The organism is Psychromonas hadalis ATCC BAA-638, assembly GCF_000420245.1.
In the GTDB taxonomy this organism is placed as follows: Bacteria; Pseudomonadota; Gammaproteobacteria; order Enterobacterales; family Psychromonadaceae; genus Psychromonas; species Psychromonas hadalis.
The window spans coordinates 1-17,847 of record NZ_ATUO01000080.1 but is presented as its reverse complement, the minus strand read 5'-3'; the positions used below and the strand labels follow the sequence as shown (position 1 = coordinate 17,847).

At 39.2% G+C, this 17,847-nt stretch carries 17 protein-coding genes; 5 read left to right on the top strand and 12 right to left on the bottom strand.

Annotated features, from left to right (window positions below):
- The 4 genes from G322_RS0111095 to G322_RS0111080 all read right to left on the bottom strand — a co-directional run.
- On the bottom strand, nt 1-237 hold a 237-nt coding region (locus G322_RS0111095), incomplete at its 3' end, for a transposase family protein (RefSeq protein WP_022941850.1).
- A gap of 106 nt (nt 238-343) precedes the next feature.
- A complete protein-coding gene (locus tag G322_RS0111090) occupies nt 344-1,576 on the bottom strand; it encodes an ABC transporter substrate-binding protein (protein ID WP_022941849.1) in 1,233 nt (410 codons plus the stop codon).
- 5 nt (nt 1,577-1,581) lie between these two features.
- Nucleotides 1,582-3,021, bottom strand: coding sequence for an ATP-binding protein (locus G322_RS0111085; RefSeq protein ID WP_022941848.1), 1,440 nt, complete (start codon nt 3,019-3,021; stop codon nt 1,582-1,584).
- Between the two features lie 123 nt (nt 3,022-3,144).
- Entirely contained in the window at nt 3,145-3,879 is a 735-nt protein-coding gene (locus G322_RS0111080) for a response regulator (protein WP_022941847.1), read from the bottom strand.
- Nucleotides 3,880-4,326: 447 nt separating this feature from the next.
- Between G322_RS0111080 and G322_RS0111075 the strand changes: the two genes are divergently transcribed.
- From G322_RS0111075 to G322_RS0111065, 3 genes are read left to right on the top strand one after another with little or no spacing between them, the layout of a single operon-like run.
- Entirely contained in the window at nt 4,327-5,736 is a 1,410-nt protein-coding gene (locus G322_RS0111075; protein WP_028866578.1) for a diaminobutyrate--2-oxoglutarate transaminase family protein, read from the top strand.
- Between the two features lies 1 nt (nt 5,737).
- Nucleotides 5,738-7,219 (top strand): pyridoxal phosphate-dependent decarboxylase family protein, encoded by a 1,482-nt coding sequence (locus G322_RS0111070; RefSeq protein WP_028866577.1) that lies wholly within the window; start codon nt 5,738-5,740, stop codon nt 7,217-7,219.
- A 2-nt stretch (nt 7,220-7,221) separates the two neighbouring features.
- Nucleotides 7,222-8,442, top strand: coding sequence for a carboxynorspermidine synthase (locus G322_RS0111065; RefSeq protein WP_022941846.1), 1,221 nt, complete (start codon nt 7,222-7,224; stop codon nt 8,440-8,442).
- Between the two features lie 60 nt (nt 8,443-8,502).
- On the opposite strand, the gene G322_RS0111060 is transcribed toward G322_RS0111065, so the two are convergent.
- Complete coding sequence (locus G322_RS0111060; protein WP_022941845.1) at nt 8,503-9,144, bottom strand: PEP-CTERM sorting domain-containing protein; 642 nt, start codon at nt 9,142-9,144, stop codon at nt 8,503-8,505.
- A gap of 236 nt (nt 9,145-9,380) precedes the next feature.
- On the opposite strand from G322_RS0111060, the gene nspC reads away from it, so the two are divergent.
- Entirely contained in the window at nt 9,381-10,505 is a 1,125-nt protein-coding gene (nspC, locus tag G322_RS0111055; RefSeq protein WP_022941844.1) for a carboxynorspermidine decarboxylase, read from the top strand.
- A 120-nt stretch (nt 10,506-10,625) separates the two neighbouring features.
- Complete coding sequence (locus tag G322_RS0111050; RefSeq protein ID WP_022941843.1) at nt 10,626-11,978, top strand: anti-phage deoxyguanosine triphosphatase; 1,353 nt, start codon at nt 10,626-10,628, stop codon at nt 11,976-11,978.
- On the opposite strand, the gene G322_RS0111045 is transcribed toward G322_RS0111050, so the two are convergent.
- The 7 genes from G322_RS0111045 to cobB all read right to left on the bottom strand — a co-directional run bounded on the left by G322_RS0111045 (nt 11,975) and on the right by cobB (nt 17,473).
- Nucleotides 11,975-13,435: an FAD-dependent oxidoreductase gene (locus tag G322_RS0111045; RefSeq protein WP_022941842.1), complete on the bottom strand. Its 1,461-nt coding sequence runs from the start codon at nt 13,433-13,435 to the stop codon at nt 11,975-11,977. The genes G322_RS0111050 and G322_RS0111045 overlap by 4 nt on opposite strands.
- Nucleotides 13,436-13,441: 6 nt before the next feature.
- The gene (locus tag G322_RS0111040) at nt 13,442-14,146 is read right to left on the bottom strand and encodes a phosphoglycolate phosphatase (protein WP_022941841.1); all 705 of its coding nucleotides are present in this window, start codon (nt 14,144-14,146) and stop codon (nt 13,442-13,444) included.
- A 70-nt stretch (nt 14,147-14,216) separates the two neighbouring features.
- Nucleotides 14,217-15,005 (bottom strand): phosphotransferase, encoded by a 789-nt coding sequence (locus tag G322_RS0111035; protein WP_022941840.1) that lies wholly within the window; start codon nt 15,003-15,005, stop codon nt 14,217-14,219.
- Nucleotides 14,995-15,192 (bottom strand): nicotinamide mononucleotide transporter, encoded by a 198-nt coding sequence (locus G322_RS0111030; RefSeq protein ID WP_022941839.1) that lies wholly within the window; start codon nt 15,190-15,192, stop codon nt 14,995-14,997. The genes G322_RS0111035 and G322_RS0111030 overlap by 11 nt, the downstream gene beginning before the upstream one ends.
- Nucleotides 15,193-15,198: 6 nt before the next feature.
- Complete coding sequence (locus G322_RS0111025) at nt 15,199-15,849, bottom strand: DUF2987 domain-containing protein (RefSeq protein ID WP_028866576.1); 651 nt, start codon at nt 15,847-15,849, stop codon at nt 15,199-15,201.
- A 1-nt stretch (nt 15,850) separates the two neighbouring features.
- Nucleotides 15,851-16,672, bottom strand: a complete 822-nt coding sequence (locus G322_RS0111020; protein WP_022941837.1) for a hypothetical protein — start codon at nt 16,670-16,672, stop codon at nt 15,851-15,853.
- Between the two features lie 78 nt (nt 16,673-16,750).
- Complete coding sequence (gene cobB, locus G322_RS0111015; RefSeq protein WP_028866575.1) at nt 16,751-17,473, bottom strand: Sir2 family NAD+-dependent deacetylase; 723 nt, start codon at nt 17,471-17,473, stop codon at nt 16,751-16,753.
- Nucleotides 17,474-17,847 lie beyond the last annotated feature (374 nt).

Below are 17,847 nucleotides of genomic sequence, written 5' to 3'. Positions count from 1 at the left end.
CTCGATTCCTCTTATGATGCGACCAATTGAATGGCGCGTCGGGATGCCGTTAGGGAATTCCCTATATTGCCTTAGCCAATCTAATTGGTACTCACCAAATATCTGTATTGCTTTCCAGCCTTTAGCACCACACAAGACACCTGCCATCGTCAAAAATACAATATCTGTTAAATCATATTCTTTATTTGCATCTACTCGATGATCTTCAATTTTTTCAATTTCGTTTAAAAATGACATTATTAGCGACTTTAATGAGGGATAGTTACTTGATCAGATCATCAATATTCAAAAAAGTTCAATTTATTTTAATCAATAGAAAATGCACGATCCCGCCCTGCCCTTGCTACTTATTCAACGCCCTAATTGCTAATGATAAACGTTTTACTGTTTGTTCTGCGCTCACCTCTTCATTATTAAAATAGTAACTAATAATTTTATTCATTTCGTTTTGTAGATAACTAGACGAAGCCATATTCTGTGAAAATGAAGGCACTAACTGTGCATGGTTAAAATCGTAGTAGGATTTTTGTGAGCAACTATCAAAAGCTTGCATATCCATATTGAGTCGCACAGGAATAGAGCCTTTTTCAATATTAAAGTTATTTTGAAACTCACGAGAGAGCAGTGTGTGTGCAAAGGTTTGACTATTGCTGTTTTCTAAATCATTACTATTTTTGTTAAAAAAAACAAAACTATCAATATTATAACTAAACAGTCCAGCGCTCTCAGGGACATCCACACAAAGGTAATCTTGCATCGCTACTTTTCCTGATGCGTGCCACATTCCTTTTACCCAATCCCCCATAAAGAGCATGGCAGCTTTTTTATCACTGATCATTTGGCTTGAAAATGTCCAATCTTTACCTTGCATCTCTTTACTAATATAAAGGTTAAGTTGTTTAAATTTTTTAAAAACCGCAATCATTTCTGCCGAGGTGAGTATCGTTTTATCAAACTCAACAAACGCTTGCCGATATTTATCTGCGCCCAACAAAGACAACGCGACGGATTCAAATAACAGGCTGTCCTGCCAAGCGGTGCCACCATGTGCAAGAGGAAGATACCCTGCTTGCTTGATTTTATCAGCAACAATAAAAAACTGCTTCCACGTTTTAGGGGGCACTAATTGCAGTTCATCAAAGATCGCTTTGTTCAACCATAACCAGTTTACACGATGAATATTCAGTGGCAGTGCCATATAGTGATTATTATAACGCACGGTTTTTTTGACAATATCAGGTAGGTGTTTATCCAAAAATTTAACAGGAACAAAACTCTCAATATTTTTAAGCAAACCCATTTTTGCCCATTCAGCAATATCGGGACCTTTAATTTGTGCTGCATCAGGTGGATTACCTGAGAGTGCGCGCATCTGTAATACGCGCAGTGCACTATTGCCACCTGCACCCACAATGGCAAAATTTTTCCAATCCACATTTTGCTGTGCAAGTGCCTCTTTTAATATGGCTTGCGCTTCAAGTTCACCAGGCGCCGTCCACCAGTGTAATACCTCCAGTGGATTTGCATGTGCGGGTTGTATTAATAGTAAAGACACTAAAGGCAGTAATTTTTTCATATCTTCTACAATTTATTTTTATAAATACGTGGCAGACTAACAATCACTTCTAAGCCCCCCTCTTTTCGATTAACAAGATACAAATCACCATTATGAGCATGGACAATATTACGCGCAATACCAAGCCCTAAGCCATGTCCTTCATCATCATCATGCAAACGTTTATAGGGTTGAAAGATGTTCTCCATTTCAGTAACAGGAATACCTGGGCCATTGTCTTGAATAATAATTTGTAGCTCTTCTGCACTATCAACAATGCGTACGCTAACAGATTCTCCATATTTAACCCCATTTGAGATAAGGTTAGACAAACAGCGTTTCAATGCTAATGGTTTACCTCTGTAAGGATATACTTTTTTATCTATTATTTTAATTTTATCGGTTTGATTTTCACTGATTTGAGTGAGTAACTTAATAATATCAACCGCTTCAATATTTTCATGAATATCAGTCTCTTTAACACTTTGCAATGCCCCTTTCACTAACATCTCTAGATCATCAAGATCTTGATTAAAACTATCAGTAAGTTTCTCATCATCAAGTAATTCAGCGCGCAAACGTAAACGTGTGATCGGGGTTTTTAAATCGTGTGAAATAGAACGAAACAACAGTTCTCTGTCTTGAATATAGCGCTGTAATTTTTGTTGCATACGATTAAAAGCACGGGTAGCAGCGACTATCTCTAACGCACCTTCCTCTTTGAGTGGTGCTTGATCAAGGTCGATGCTCATTTCTGACACCGCATTGGCTAAATTTTGCAAAGGTTTAGTTTGCCAATGAAAGACCAGGTAAATAAATATGAGCAATAAAAAAGTAGTAAAAATCAAGGTTAATACCTGTTGTGCCGAGATAATAGGATTGTCTGACAGCAGATAAGGAGGCGGTAAAATAGCAGCTAAATATAACCATTCATTGCTCGCTATCTCTATTTGCAACACTAAAATAGGCGGTTTTACCGTGGGAATAATCAATGAATATGCGCCCCATGAAGGCGGAAGATCCTTTAACAAAATATCATTTTTTAATACATGTAAGTCATCAGGTGCAGAAAATTCAATCTCTAAAGTTTGATTTTCAGATAAAACGCCAGACAAAACCTCCATCACAGTCGCGATAACCTGTTTTTTTAATTGGCTCTCTGCAATGGGGTTAATCACGATTTTTTCACTGTTTAGAGAAACAAAAAAACGGCTTCCCCCCATACCCCGTAGTTGCTCTAAAACAAGGTGACGGTACTGCAACGGTAGATCTTTAAAAAAAGAGATGGTACTTAATGCCCCTTCCGCAAGCTGCTTGGCATTAAGAATAACTGATTTTTTTTCACTCTCTGTGAATTGATTAACCCAAAAATAGCTACTTATTGTTTGTGCTGCGACCACCGACAAAATGGTTAATAACAGCATACGTGAAATAAGTGAGCGAAAAAGCAGTTTAAAATAGACCATTAATCAATACCTTCGCCAATTTTGATTTAAGTTTAAAATGGAATTCCATACCAGTACAAATCAACCACTTACAAGTAAAAAGTTCGCCAAAATGGGTTAGTTTCCATTTTGGCGAAGGTATTGTTAATCTATCGTGTAGATAGAAGCGATAAACAGATAACCCTTACCACGCACTGTTTTAATAATATTAGGTGCTTTTGCATCGTCGCCTAAATAGTTGCGCAGTCGACTCAGGTGCACATCAATACCACGCTCGTTAGCAAACGCGTTTCGACCATGTAAAGATTGGCAAATTTGATCACGTGAGATAGGGTTATCACCGCTCTCTAGAAACAACATCAATAACTGAAAGTCTGCGCCAGTAAGTGGATAGGTTTTATTGTTACTGTCTAATAAAACATGTTGCTGAGTATCAAGTTTCCAATTGGCAAAACAAAAATAACGTGCTTTATGTTGGTTCGCGGTAGTGCGACTCTGCTCGACAACATATTGAGTACGCCTTAATAGTGCTTTAATACGTGCGAGCAACTCTCGTGGACTAAAGGGCTTGGCAATATAATCATCTGCACCAATTTCAAGTCCCAGCACTCTATCCATCTCATCAGAGTTTGCTGTCAGCATAATAATAGGCACATTAGAGGTTTGGCGAATGCGTTGACATAAAACAAATCCATCATCGCCGGGTAGCATAATATCTAAAATAATAAGATCGGGCTGATGGTTATCAAGCTGACTATCCATCTTAATGCCATCTTCAGCGGTGATCACATCAAAGCTATTTTTAGTCAAATATTGTGCTAATAATTCACGAATGTCTTGATCATCATCTACCACTAAAATCTGTTTTATATTACTCACGGCATGGCCTTTTATTATTATTATAACCTAAAGGATAACGAAACTAAGGGTAATTGGGTAGTTATAAACAGTGAAAAGATCGAGTAGACATAAAACGTTCAATTATCCAACACAAAATAAAATAAAACACTCTATATCAACAAGTTAATGTTTAATTTAGATTTTTGCTGTTTTTTACACTTGCCAGCACCAAAAACGATGCTAAAATGCGCGCGTTTTACTACTTATAATCAACGCATTTACGCAACAAAATAGGAGCCTGATATTATGTTTTTTTCACTCTACATTACAGTCATTCCTCTGTGTGAAGCAAATAATGACGCGGTTAGCACCGAACCTTGAGTCACACCGCACCTCCCCAGTAGTACCTTAACCTTGAGAACATCAAGGTAAATCCACTATTTAGTTCCATTTTATGGCAACCCTTTTACGATTAAGGATTCTGTTATGCAAAACGTCTTAAACCTTGCACCAGAAACATCAATGACCAATTATCAAGAGATCCCTGTTGTTAAACAGCCCTACGATTTAACACCCGATGAGGTGTTACTCAGCCAAGAGCATTATGAATCAGAAGTACGCTCATACCCTCGTCGTATTCCTATCGCGATTAAAACCACACGTGGCGTGATTGTTGAAGATACTAAAGGACAAACTTATGTTGATTGTTTAGCGGGTGCAGGTGCATTACCACTGGGTTATAACCACAGTGAAATCAATCAGGTGATGATCACACAATTAAATGAGGGCGTCCCTTATCAAACATTGGATCTCACCACCCCCAGCAAAGATGCGTTTATTAAAGCGGTGATGCAATTTTTACCTGCAAACTTTGCAAAAACAGCACGTATTCAATTTTGTGGTCCTTCTGGCGCAGACGCGGTGGAAGCGTCTATCAAACTTGCCAAGCTTTATACTAAACGCAATACCATGGTTTCATTCCACGGTGCTTATCATGGTATGACCAACGGTGCATTATCATTAACAGGTAGTCTAAGTGCAAAAAACCGCCGTACTGGCTTGATGTCTGATGTACACTTTATGCCATTTCCGTACAGTTACCGCTGTTCATTTGGTTTAGGTGGTGCGCAGGGGGCTGCACAAAGTATTCGTTATATTGAATCTATTTTAAGTGACGATGAAAGTGGCATCACTAAACCTGCCGCCATTATTGTTGAGCCAATTCAAGGCGAAGGCGGTGTTATTCCCGCACCGATTGAATGGTTACAAGCGCTACGCCGACTTACCACAGAGCATGGCATTCTACTGATATTTGATGAAATTCAATGTGGCATTGGCCGCTCGGGTGATAATTTTGCTTTTGAAAGCGCAGGCGTTGAACCCGATATTCTTATCTTATCAAAAGCAGTTGGCGGTGGTATGCCGATGTCACTCATTCTTTATCATGAAAAATTTGATTGCTGGAATCCGGGTGAGCACACGGGTACGTTCCGTGGTAACCAACTCGCAATGGCCAGTGGCGCAAAAACGTTAGAGATCATCAAACGTGATAATTTAACAGAAAACGCAACACTACGTGGCGAGCAACTTCGCAGTGGTTTTACACAATTACAACAACAGTTCCCACAAATTGGTGATGTACGTGGTCGTGGTTTGATGAATGCCATTGAGATCATCAAACCAGAGCAGTTCAATAAATTAGGTCAGCCAATCGCAGATCCTGAATTAGCGGCTAAAATTCAGCGCGCAGCGTTAGAGTCAGGGTTAATTATCGAAAAAGGGGGACGACAAGGTGCTGTTTTACGTTTCTTGCCCCCTCTTATCATTAGCGAGACACAAATTGAATTTGTACTCGCAACAGTAGCAAAAGCATTTAGCATCGTGATGGATATTTAATATGAGCACTTATAGTAGAAACCATGCACAATACTTTATGCATTTAGGGGCAAATAATCGCCCCTTTGAGTATGCGGTTGATCTCACTCAAAAAAGTATCAACGCCCTCTTTCAACAAGCGGATAAACCCTATTCAGGACTTGCACCTGAGCAGCTAAAAGCGCAACTTGAAGCGGTTGACCTTAACAAAACAGAGCCGTTAATTGATGTGATCTCTACCGTAAATCATCTCATCGCTAAAAACTCTATTTTAGTGCAGCACCCACACACCATTGCGCATCTGCATACCCCACCACTGATAGCGTCAGTGGTCGCAGAGCACTTTATTGCAGCGCTTAATCAATCGATGGACTCATGGGATCAAGCCCCTGCTGCCACTTATGTTGAGCAGATAATGGTGGATTGGTTATGCGATACTTATCAGTTGGGTAAAAATTCAGATGGTGTATTTACCAGTGGTGGTACACAAAGTAATTTAATGGGTTTACTGCTCGCGCGTGACTGGTTCGCCAAAAAACACAATAATCACAATATTCAACAAGATGGCCTGCCTGAATATGGTCATAAAATGCGACTTCTTTGCTCCGATAAAAGTCACTTTACAGTGCAAAAGTCAGCTGCATTAATGGGACTCGGAGAGCGCGCTGTGGTCACCGTTAAAACCAATATTCAAGGGCAGATAGATTGTACTGCACTGCAACTCACCATTGATGCCTTAAAAGCACAAGACTTGCTGCCTATTGCGATTGTTGCTACGGCAGGTACAACGGATCATGGCGCGATTGATGACTTGCAACAGGTGGTTAACATCGCTAAAAATGCGGGCTGTTGGTCACATATCGATGGCGCTTACGGCGGGGCATTAATGCTCAGCAAAAAGCATAAAGCACGCTTAAAAGGAATTGAATCCGCAGACAGTGTCAGTGTTGATTTCCATAAACTTTTTTATCAAACCATTAGCTGTGGCGCACTGCTTATCAAAGATAAAAATAACTTTAATACCCTATTACATCATGCTGATTACCTTAATCGTGAAGGTGATGAACTGCCCAATTTAGTGGATAAAAGTATCGCGACCACTAAGCGCTTTGATGCGTTAAAAATGTTCATGACCCTTAAAGCGGTTGGCGCAGAAACGTTAGGCACGATGTTTGATGACTTGCTTGCACTCACACAAGAGGTCGCCGCACTAATAAAACAGAGTAAAATGTTCAGCTTATGCTGTGAACCGTTGCTTTCAACGCTGTTATTTCGTTTGACAGAGCAAGGCACGTTAACAGATGAGGCATTTAACAAGCTTCATCAAACCCTGCGTTTACAACTACTCACCTCGGGTGATGCCGTGATCGCAGAAACTAAAGTAGACGGTAAACTATTTTTAAAATTTACCCTGTTAAACCCTTGTTTAACCCTTAATGATTTTGATTCTCTTTTTATAAAAATTGAATTAACAGCAACAAAACTTCTTCAGGAAATTAATTAATTATGTCTGTATTACAAATTGGCGCAGGTGGCGTTGGCTGGGTTATCGCCCATAAATGTGCACAAAATAACGATGTGTTTGGTGATATCACCATTGCATCACGTACGGTTTCTAAATGTGAAAAAATTATTACCTCTATCAAGGGGCGTAATAACCTTAAAGATACCAGCAAAAGCATCACAGCATTAAAAATTGATGCCGACAGTGTTGAAGCGTTAGTCGCACTTATCAATGACGTTAAACCCGACCTGCTAATCAATGCTGGCCCTCCGTGGGTAAACGTAGCGATCATGGAAGCGTGTGTTCAGACAAAAACAGCTTATCTTGATACCTCTGTTGCGACAGACTTATGCAGTGAAGGCCAGCAAGTGCCTGAAGCTTACGATCCACAATGGGCATTTTCAGAGCGCTTTAAAGAAGCGGGTATTACCGGTATTTTAGGTGCAGGGTTTGATCCGGGCGTAGTCAGTGTATTTGCAACTTACGCACATAAACACCTGTTTGATGAAATTGATAGTATCGATGTGATGGATGTGAATGCCGGCGATCATGGTCAGAAATTTGCAACCAATTTTGATGCGGAAACAAACATGCTCGAAATTCAAGGTGACTCTTTCTATTATGAAGATAAAAAGTGGCATCAAGTACCTTGTCATAGCCGCATGATGGAGTTTGATTTCCCTGTTGTTGGTAAACAAAAAGTGTACTCAATGGCACACGATGAAGTGCGTTCAATGGCGGAATATCTGCCTGCAAAACGTATCGAATTCTGGATGGGGTTTTCAGATAGTTACCTTAACTACTTCAACGTGATGCGAGACATTGGCCTATTAAGCCCAGATCCTATCACTACCGTTGATGGCATTACCGTTGAGCCTTTGAAAGTATTAAAAGCGATTTTACCCGATCCTACTTCTTTGGCTTCTGGTTACACAGGTAAAACCTGTATCGGCACTTGGGTACGTGGCAAAAAAGATGGCAAGGCTAAAAGCGTGTTTATCTACAATATTTGTGACCATAAAGAGTCCTATATTGAAGTAGAACATCAAGCAATTTCTTACACTACAGGCGTACCTGCCATTACTGCGGCACTTTTATACTTCCAAGGGAAATGGGCAGATAAGGGGCTGTTTAACGTTGAACAACTAAACCCAGATCATTTTCTTGAGTTAATGCCTCGCATTGGTTTAACGTGGCAAGTACAAGAACTAGATATAAAATAATTATACTTTTTAGTGATAAAGGGTACGTCAGTACCCTTTATCTTATTCAGTCAATTGATTTTATGATGTGCGTTTCTTGCGCATAGCTCCTAAACCAAGAAGACCTAACGCAAATAATGCAATGCTAGCGGGTGCAGGTACTGAGCGAGAGACCTGTAAAGTATAGTTATCACCAGCAATAGGTGCACTGCCGTTAAACCCGAAGTCATTTGCAGCCGTGCTATAGCGAGCAACTCCAACTACATATGAACCTTGGGTAGCTGCATTCCACGAAAATCTAGGATCATAGCTATGAAAACTACCTAAATCTGCACTTGAACAAAGAGAAATACCCCCTTGTTGACATCCATCATCTTGCTCGTGAATTAATTGCCCAGCGCCATCAAATGACCACAGTGCAATTTCAGCATCTAAGTCATTCATTCCAAAATCAACATCAAAAACGTAGTTTTGCCCTGCATTAGCTTCAAAAATAAAATAATCGTAACTGTTATCTCCATCTAGAGAAACGATTGAAGCAGTCTCCCAACCATACAGTGAAGAATTATAAATATTTACATTACCGTCTTCTCCAGTAAATGCATTTTCAATGTTTTGTGCAGTGGCTAATGTTGAATTAGGTTCGATTTCAGTGATAGTACCTGCATTTGCCATTGAGACCGCTAATGTACTAGCAACTAAAAGAGATAATGTGCTTTTCATTTTACTTCCTATGTTTTATGTTTCATTTCATTTATGTTTCATTTCATTTATAGTAAAGCAATAAACAAGCCAGAATGTAACCTGTTGATTTTAAATTAATTATTTTCAAGTGACTATATTAACTGTAAGTTTTTCCGACAACAAAAAAGATAAACTATGAATTTTATCCCAACTATATTCAGTGAGAAATTTGTTATAGTATTATTTTTTGTGAAATTACAAATCAGGTACTTATTATGATTAATGCAAACCTACAAACCCCCTACTTCCTGATTGATGAAGCTAAACTCATTAATAACCTTGATAAAGCTAAAACATTAAAAGAGATCTCAGGAGCAAAACTAGTATTAGCACTAAAATGCTTCTCTACCTTTGGTACTTTTGACACTATCAAGCCCTACCTAGATGGCACAACAAGTTCAGGCCCTTACGAAGTTAGGCTCGGTTATGAAGAATTTGGTGGTGAAACACACGCTTACAGTGTGGGTTACTCAAAGGCGGATATTGAAGCGGTTAAAGGCATGTCGGATAAAATAATCTTTAACTCCTTATCACAACTTGAGACTCATTTTGAAAGCTGTAAAAATGATGCCTCACTTGGCCTACGCATTAACCCTGAGCGCAGTATGGCAGGACAAGATCTCGCCAACCCAACACGTCCCTACTCACGGCTTGGGGTGAAACAGGCGTTGCTGGATCTATCAGTACTAGATAAAGTACAAGGTTTTATGTTTCATATGAACTGTGAAAATAGAGATGTTGATGCTTTTATCGCCATTTTAGACCATATCTCCACGACCTTTGCAGATTACCTAAAAAAACTTAAATGGCTTAGTTTAGGTGGTGGTATCTTTTTCACCTACCCCGATTACCCCATTGAAAAATTGGCCTTAGCATTAAAAGCATTCAGTGAAAAACACCAGCTGCAACTCTATTTAGAGCCGGGTGAAGCGATTATCACCCGTACCACAGACTTAGTGGTAAGCGTGATTGATATTGTTGAAAATGACAAAAAAACCGCCATTGTCGATAGCGCCACCGAAGCACATCGTTTAGATACACTCATTTATAATGAGCCCGCGTCCATCAAAGAGGCTTCAAATAACGGACGATATCCTTATGTGATAGGCTCTTGCTCTTGCCTTGCAGGAGATCAGTTCTGTGAAACACAATTTGATTCGCCACTTGAAATAGGTCAGAAATTACACCTGATGGACAGTGCCGGTTATACCATGGTCAAACTCAACTGGTTTAATGGTCTGAAAATGCCTAGCATCTATTACAAAAGAGTCAATGGGGAGATTGAACTATTAAATGAGTTCGGTTATCAAGATTTTAAAGCGACATTAGGCAGAGGTTAAGTCTCTGATAGCGCCTTTGCTAACAGCACCTAGATCGCTGTTAGCAAAAATAGCGCTATTTAAAAAACCATTCTCACGCTACAATTTTACTTTCCTGATCAATAGGCTAGGTGAAACAGTATGCAATTACAACTCGATGAACAATGGTTACAACGACTCAGTGATGAACCCGGCAAAAAACGCCTGTTAGATACACGCTCTCCTTTTCAGCGTGATAAAGCACGCGTATTACACTCAGCAGCTTTTCGGCGCTTGCAATCAAAAACACAAATTCATAATAATGGTCTCAGTGATTTTTATCGCACTCGTTTAACGCACTCCCTAGAAGTGGCACAAATAGGATCGGGCATTGTGGCGCATCTTTCCTCTATGCAACCTAAATTTAAGCCACTGTTACCCAGTAATAATCTCATTGAAACAATCTGCTTAAGTCACGATATTGGTCACCCTCCTTTTGGTCATGGTGGTGAAACAGCACTCAATTACATGATGCTTAATGATGGTGGATTTGAAGGTAATGGCCAAACGTTTCGTATTTTAACCCAGCTTGAGCCCTACACGCAGTTTAATGGTATGAACTTAACCCGTCGCAGTTTATTAGGTTTGTTAAAATACCCTGTTTGTTTAAGTGAGGTTAGCGCACCTTATCCAGAAGATACCAGCCGTAACTTCCGTGAGTTAAAAACAGAAGAGTGGATACCTGGGAAAGGGATCTACGATCACGATAAAACACTACTAGAAGCGGTATTAGCACCGCTGTGTGAATCAGACAGAGTACGTTTCCATACCTTACGCCCACAGGAAAAAGGGGACAATAGCCATAAAAAATCACGCTATAAATCTTTTGATTGTTCAATCATGGAGATTGCCGATGATATCGCTTATGGTGTACATGATTTAGAAGATGCGATTGCGATGGGCATCGTAAATAAACAATTATGGCAAGAAAAAGTGGCAACACAACTGGCAGAGATCACTGATTTTTCGCTTATTGACCAACTGACAGAGCTCACCAACAACCTCTTTTCAACACAACATTATAAACGTAAAGATGCGATTGGTGCCTTGGTAAATGCGTTAATCACCTCTATTACTATCAGTAAAGTAGATGATAAATTTATTGACCCACTGCTCGCTTACAACGCAAATTTAGCGCCTGCCATGTTTGAGGTATTAGAGATATTAAAATGTTTTGTTTTAAATTATGTGATTAAAAATTCTGATTTGCAGATACTAGAATATCGAGGCCAACAAATTGTGATGGAGCTTTTTGAAGCATTTAATGCCGGACCACTGCGTTTTTTACCCGAGCAAATTAAAGATATTTATAAAAAACAGAGCGAGCCGTCACGCCAAAAACGGGTGATTGCAGATTATATTTCTAGTCTTACGGATAATCACGCACTGCGCTTACACGCCAATCTATTTAGTAGTAACTCAATCACGCCCATGATAGGAGAACATCCCTTTTAATGCCCAAGCTGGGGAAAATTACATCTTGCAAGTGAAACTGGATAATCACGACTTGCACAGAGTTTTTGTGCATGTTGAGTAATTTCTGGCTCTGTTATTGCGTGGGTGATTTTAAAAACACGGTCACCATTATCTTTGTGGGTTAAATAACCCAGCTTAATTAACTGCTTAATAATTTTATTACTGACTGTTAATGCAGACGAGGCTTTGACTATCTCACAGCGAGCATAAAACTCACCAACAAATGAGACACCCGCAGCACGCAGTTCAGCATCGTCACCCGGGATCTGTTGCGCACCAAAAAGAGGTTTCGCACTGACCGTTGCATTCTGTGCAAAATCAGGGATAAAACGGCTGATATGATCAATCGCAGCTTGGCTACGCAAATTTATTTCAGCGTTTGACCAGCCTTTATCTATCTTCTCAATAAAATGCGGGTTTAACTGAGGTTGCGCACTGTGGTTAGCACTTTCCACTAAGCCATTATCAAACAGAGTGACCAAGGGTGTCATGCCGTGTAACTGAAAATAACCATCAGGATAAGGGGTAAATTGCGCCATCCCCTCAGGTGTACCCCGATCGCCAAAAAAGATAACCTCGGGCCAAATAGCACTACATTGTGGCCATTGAGTGACATAAGCAGCTTTAAACTCAACCAAACGCTGACGTTTAAAATCGAGCATATCATCCACAGTGCCGGTTCTAAAACCGGCCGCATTAATTAAATAGTCAAACTCAGTCACCGTTATTTCTGATCCCTGCTGATATTCAACTTGCCAACAATTAGCCAACGCGTGAATATTAGTCACCTCAGAATTAACCAGTAATGAACAGTGCGTTATTTTACGCAAAGCAAGCTCAGCACTCGCGGCTAAACGAAACAGGTTTAAGCCATACTCCTGCACCAAAATCACAGGAAATTTTAATTGCTCTAAATTGACATGATGTGCAAAAGGGATCATCCACTCAGTCAGTGTTTGAGGCTTATTCACCACTTCCGTATTTTTTAACGCTTCAATCTGCTGACGTGTAAACAATTTGAAATAGTGCTCAGAGGCACCTAATACACTATTTTTTGAATCTTTATTGATCAGATGTTGGTATTCTTTTTGCAATTTATGCAAACGCGGAAGCAAGTCTTCAGGTAAACCCGCATCATTTTTAGGCACGGCAATCACAGTCGGGCGATAATCAACCGCATGTGGATATAAACGAACGAGATCAATGGATTCACGTAGCAGCGTAAAACACTGAGCATCGGAAATTTCACGGTATAAGTTCCCCCCCGCATGAAGATGACAAATTGGCGGACCATTAACAAGGCTTGACCCTTTTTCTATCAAGGTCACATCCAGCCCCAGTTCACCTAAACACAGGGCAACCGTTGCACCAGCAATACCGCCACCAATAATGCCAATACGTGGATTTTTAACGCAAGATTGAATTGGTCTGCTCATGATGAATTAATCAACTAATTGATAGTGATTACTGACAGCAAAGGTCGCAAGAATATCAGCAAAATCACTAAACACCGTATCAGGTTGATGCTCACCAATATCTTCGCCGTAGTTATAACCGTAAGTAAGTCCTATACTTTGCATCTTAGCCGCATTAGCGGCTAAAATATCATTTTTAGAATCCCCCACCATCACACATTGCTCAACTGTTACACCCAATTTTTCACAGACATGTAGCAAAGGAAGTGGATCAGGTTTGCGTACCGGCAAGCTATCGCCACCTAAACAAAGCTCAAACAGACCTTCTAACTGTAAACCGATTAAAATAGGTTCGATGAAATCAAACGGTTTATTGGTGACAATCACTAAACGATAACCCTGTGCTTTGAGGATTTTTAATGTCGAACGTACATGTGGATAGGTAACCGTATCAATGCACAGATTTTTTGCGTAAAAGTCTAAGAAAATAGCGAGTGCTTGTTCAAAAAGTACAGGATCAATGTTGTCATCAACATCAACCTTTCCCGATAAGCCACGCTTTACAATTACTTGTGCGCCATTGCCCACCCATGAGCGAATAAGAGAATCACTGAAAGTCTCTCGGCCTAAACGGGTTAACATATGATTAATCGCTAATGCGAGATCTGGCGCACTGTCAATCAGCGTGCCATCGAGATCAAAGATAATCACTTTTTTATTGTTAAATTTCAAAATTATTAACCTTTTTAATTCAGAAGTTACCAAAATATGAGTAGATAAGCCTATTATCTTACCTAAAAAGTCAGTTTTTTTCTACAAAACAAAGTGACCATAACTCATTGATATAATCAAATAGTTTTAAATACAATACGCACTCTTTTTGTAGGGATTTTAATGTGTAGTTTGGCTGATGGCTTATTTGTAAATAATAGTGTTCAATAAGTTGCTCACACTGCCTTTCAGTAAAACCATTAATGCAGTTACAAAATGCTAAATCATAAGCGGGGCAAGCGATCACTGCATACTCCCAATCAAGAAGATAGATCAGCTTATCATCACCTTGCAATATATTATTCAGTGACAAATCACCATGACACAAAGTATCACAGGCACAATCACTATCTAACTGCTTTGCCAGTATTAGCATCGCTGCAAAAATACTTTTATCAATGGCGAAATGAAGCTGCTTTTTAAGCCGGTTAAGCTCAAAAACCAAACGTTGAGTCGGGCCATATAAAGCAGGAAGTTGATGAATTCGATGTAGTTGTGTGGCTAAAAACGCACTCAGATTATCACTGTTTGTAGGGATTAGATCCCCTTCAATATATTGTTGTAGTTTATACGCTTTACTGTGCGCTAATACTTTAGGCGTTAGCCCTTGTAGGCTGGCTAATTGTTGCACTAAAAATTCAGCTTGGCGATCATCACTTGAGCGTGCTTGTTGGTTTAAGCGTTTAAAAATGAAGCTGTTGCTCTTATTGACCGTGATTAAAAATACCTCGTTGGTGAGCGCGTGCTTAAACTGCTCAACACGGGTAATGTGAGCAACATTGTTTTCTGTCAGCCACGCTAATTCTGTTTTAGAGAGCATCTTTTTGTAACTGATGTTGTTTAGACCAAGTGTAATATCCCCAGATAGCCAACACGGTAGAAATAAGAGCGGCTGGCCAACACCACATATTACCTTTTGCGGCGAGTACCACGTAAAAAAGAGCTAACACCGTTGCAAACGCTTCCCATGTACTCATACTCATGATGGAGGTGAAAATATCACTCATTATTAACTACTTCCCTATCCATGGCGTAATACGCAATACATTATAATTAAGTAATGCCTCTTTTTTGCTAGCTTGTAATATTTTATTACTGATCAGCAGATCACCATTTTGTGCAAACTGATAACCTTGCGCTAAGGCGGTCCCTTCTTCGATAGGCACTGCCAATTTAAAACGTAACCCTTCATAAGCGGGTAAGAAATATTTACCGACCATACCTGCATTTTTACGTAAGACACCTTCAAGCTGGGTTGTAATGACGGTTAATTTTTCAAAATTGATATTTTGTAGTTGTGATGTTTTTGCCATCAAGGTGACTTGCAGATCACAAAGCTGATTATTCGCCGTTTCTACCTCTATCATCGCACCATCTTTACGATGATTTTCAGAGAAAAAGGGGAGTAACCGCCCTTTTTTTTCAAACTCAATCTTTTCACGTTTATTATCAACGACTATCTCGACCTTATCGAGCAAGCAAACGCCACCAGATTCTCTATCAACCAGATAAAATGCAGTAGTTACTTGTTGATAATCGAGTTTATACAGAGTTTTCATGTAACCAAAAAACAGTGAATAGTTTAATTTTACGGGAGTAGCCACTGCATTTAAGCTAAAAAAAACAGACAACATTATTATTACAATTCGTATATTAAATTTCATATTAAGCCTCAAACTCTGAACTGCCTTTTGATGCACCATCATTATTATTGCTGTCATTTTTATCAGAGTCATCTGAATCATCATCCTCTTTTTTCTCAACGTCAGTCGCGGTGATACTAACACCACACATTTGACGATAAACAATGCCCATCACGTTAAAATAGAAAGGGATAAACAAAAATAAACCCAAACCAGAAGGAAGTAATGCCAAAAAACCAAGCAATCCTAACAACATAAACAGGAAAGTGAATTGACGTAGGTTTTTATTAATCAGTTTAAAGGAAAGTTTTAGTGCTAACTGGGGTGCCATTTTCTTCTCTGCAATGAGAGGATAAACCATGCAAAATGCCATATTCAAATAAAGCATCGCAATGGTAGAAAACTGTAGTCCTAAATCCCCTAACGCTTGACTTAATAGTAAGGTCAGAAGATAAACAATAGTATTAATGATCACGCTGGCAAGTGCCAATTTTAGGATCATATTAAAGTAGTTAAACAGATCTGATGAACGACTTTTAAGACCAATGGCATGATTAATACCCATCATCTGTAACCCCGTCACTAACGGGGTTACAATAAAGGAACTAAAAATGAAATTAATAATAATTTGATTACTTTCACTCAACCCACTTAATGCGTCAAAACTCAATGTGTAGATAAGTGTCACAATCGCGATAGTCACTAAACAGGCAATAATCAGTGGCAGATAGTGCGTACGGGTGATAGCAAAAGCATCTTTAAAAAGTTCTTTGAAATTGAGGGTATAACCCTCGGTAAGTGATTTTTTTAGATCACCACCTAATACAAAATGTGTTTTGTTCATAACAAGTTAACGGCCCTAAATAAGTCTTTTTATTAATAGGGCATCATTGTAACGATTTTAAACTTTTATGCTAATAGTTTAGACTTTGATAGGCAATAATGTACTCACTAATTGAGGGACTATTTCCGTTGCTTTACCACGTTGCACTTGATCAAAATGGCTATGAATTTCACTTGCCTCAAGATTAACTTCAATCGAATGTGCCCCCACACTTTTAGCTTCCTCCACAAAACCAGCCGCAGGATAAACCGTACCCGACGTGCCAATAGCAATAAACAGATCTGCCTGTGAAAGATGGTGGTAGATAATATCCAGTCCTAAAGGCATCTCACCAAACCAAACAATATGTGGACGTAGATTTTCAGGATATTGACAACAATGGCAAAGATCATTTTCTGACATATCATCAAGCCAATTGATAATTTGATTGCTCTGCGGACAACGGGCTTTTAATAACTCTCCATGCATATGAATCACATTTTTAGATCCCGCCTGCTCATGTAGGTTATCAATATTTTGTGTCACTAATAAAAACTCGCCATCAAAGTTTTTTTCCAGCTCTGCCAGCGCATAATGTGCAGCATTGGGTTTTACATCACCAGAGCAAAAATCATGGCGCCGTTTATTATAAAAATCGAGCACTAATGCGGGATTTTTTTTATACCCATCGAGTGTAGCAACATCTTCTAACTTATATTTTTCCCATAAACCATCTTTATCACGAAAAGTGCGAATACCTGATTCAGCAGATACTCCCGCGCCCGTTAATACCACTATTTTTTTATATTGATTTAAAGGCAATCTATTCTCCTCATAAAAATGTTAAATACCATTGATAATTGTACGGAATTAATCAGAAAAAAATGCGTTTCAGTTCATAAAAAAAAGCCAAAAAAAAAGCCACTATGGATCGGCTTCAAAATTACTTGCGCTTTTGTTTTCAAAATAACCAGTCATTTCAGGCTTTTTGAAAACAATTTAGCGCAAGTTATTGTGTAACGATTCCAATGCGACTTTTTTAACAGTTTATACCAAAAGAACGAAAAAGGTGAACAGCCTTGCTTGTTAAAATCATCCCTACCAGCGTTGTGAGTTTTATTCAAAACATCCCTGTTCTTCACCACTACGTGGTCAGCTAAAGCTGTTCAAAATCGTTCCATACGATTTTGTGAAGT